A 2,175-nucleotide genomic window follows, 5' to 3' on the forward strand; every position below is an offset into this window, starting at 1 on the left:
GGTGCCGGGCCAGCGCGTCCAGTACGGCGTTGGCCGCCGCGTAGTTGCCCTGGCCCGGCGAACCGAGCACGGACGCCGCGGAGGAGAACATCACAAACGCGGCCAGGTCCGCGTCGCGTGTGAGCTCGTGCAGGAGCAACGCCGGGACCACCTTGGCACGAAAGACGGTGTCGATCCGCTCGGGCGTCAGCGAGGGGATCGTGCCGTCGTCGAGCACCCCGGCGGCATGGACCACGGCGGTCAGCGGATGTTGTTCCGGGACGCTGCCCAGCAAGGTGGCCAGCGCCTCGCGGTCGGCGGCATCGCAGGCGGCGACGGTCACCGTCGCGCCCACCGCCTCGAGCTCGGCCGCGAGGGCCCGTACACCCTCGGCCTGCGTACCGCGGCGGCCGACCATCAGCAACTGCCGCACACCGTGCGCCATGACGAGGTGGCGGGCGATCAGCCCGCCCAGCACTCCGGTGCCGCCAGTGATCAGCACGGTACCTGCGGGATCGAGCGCCCATGGGGACGTGTCAGCCGACGCATCGGCGGTCCCATCGGCCGACCCGTCGGCCGGTGCGGGCCGCTCCTGCCGTGGCATCCGCACCAACCGCGGAGCGCGCACCTCTCCGTCGCGGACGGCGAGCTGGGGCTCATCGGAGGCCAGCGCCGTGGGAAGCACCTCGGCCAAGGAGCCGTGTCCATCCCAGTCGATCAGGATGATCCGGCCCGGGTTCTCGGACTGCGCCGAGCGCACCAGACCCCACACCGCCGCGCCGGGCAGATCCGTGACGTCGTCCTCCTGGCGGGTGGCCACCGCCCCACGTGTCAGTATGACCAGCCGACTGTCCGCGAACCGGTCGTCACCGAGCCAGGACTGAAGCAGGAGCAGCGCATGATGCGCGGCCGTGTGGACGGCCGCGCCGCCCGCAACATCACTGTCCTCGTCCCCGCCACAGGGGACGACGATCACCTCCGGGGCGCCATCTGCCTCCACGGCGCTGAGCAGCGCGGTCCAGTCGTCGTGGCGCCGGTAGAGGAGCCCGGACGGATCGGCGCCGACGATGGCGAAGGACGAAGGATCGGAAGAGGAGCGGCTGGAGGGGGACTGGCCGGACGGGGAGGGGGCTGCGGCGGGCAATGTCACGGCGGGCCATTCCAGGCCGAACAGCGACTCGTGATGCTCCGAGTGGGCGGCCCGCACCTCACCCGCGGACACCGGCCGCAGCACGAGCGCCTCGACGGAGGCCACTGGCCGCCCCGATTCGTCGGTCGCCTCGATGGCCACCACTCCGCGGCCCGGCTCCGGCGAGAGCCGTACCCGTAGCAGCTCACAACCCCTGCGGTGCAACGTCACCCCACGCCAGGCGAACGGCAACCGAGCCGCCCACTGCCCCTCCGGCGCATCGGGCTCATAACCGAGTGCCGGATCGAGGCCGAGGGTGTGCAGCCCCGCGTCCAGAAGGGCGGGATGGATGCCGAACCGGCCGGCGTCACGGGCCTGCGATTCGGGCAGCCGCACCTCGGCGAAGATGTCCGAGCCCTCGCGCCAGGCGGCACGCAGGCCGTGGAACGCGGGCCCGTAGGCCAACTCGGCGTCGGCCAGCCGCTCGTACAGCCCGTCGAGGTCCAGGGCCTCGGCCTTGCTCGGAGGCCACGCATCGGTCTTCGGGCCGGCTGCCTCCGCGACGGGGGTGGTGGGGGAGGTGGGACCGCTGCTCAGCGTGCCCGTGGCATGCCGTGTCCATGAATGGCCCGCTCCCTCCAGACCCTCGGTGCCCTGCGCGTTCTCTGTACCCGGGACGTCGTCGTCACTCCGCGCGTAGGCGGCGAACTCCCGCCGCCCCTCGCTGTCCGGGGCCCCGACGCTGATCTGCAGAACGACCCCGCCACGTTGCGGGAGGAGCAGAGGCGCATGCAGGGTGAGTTCTTCGACATGTCGACACCCGACACGCTCCCCTGCCTGCAGGGCGATGTCCAGGAGTGCCGTACCGGGCACAAGCGCGACGCCGGCGAAGGCGTGGTCGGCCAGCCAGGGGTGCGTACGCAACGAGAGTCGACCGGTGAAGAGGTGTCCGTCGCTGCCCGCAAGCGGAATCGCCGCGCCGAGCAGCGGGTGGTGTGCCGGGTCGAGGCCGGCGGTGGTGATGTCTCCGGTGTGGGTGGGGGTGTTGAGCCAGTAGCGGTGGTGTT

At 72.1% G+C, this 2,175-nt stretch carries 1 protein-coding gene; it reads right to left on the minus strand.

Annotated features, from left to right (window positions below):
• A partial coding sequence (locus tag ACWDSL_RS53145) for a type I polyketide synthase (protein WP_450496935.1) occupies positions 1-2,175 on the minus strand: 2,175 nt, incomplete at both ends.

It is taken from the genome of Streptomyces sp. NPDC000941, from assembly GCF_053599555.1.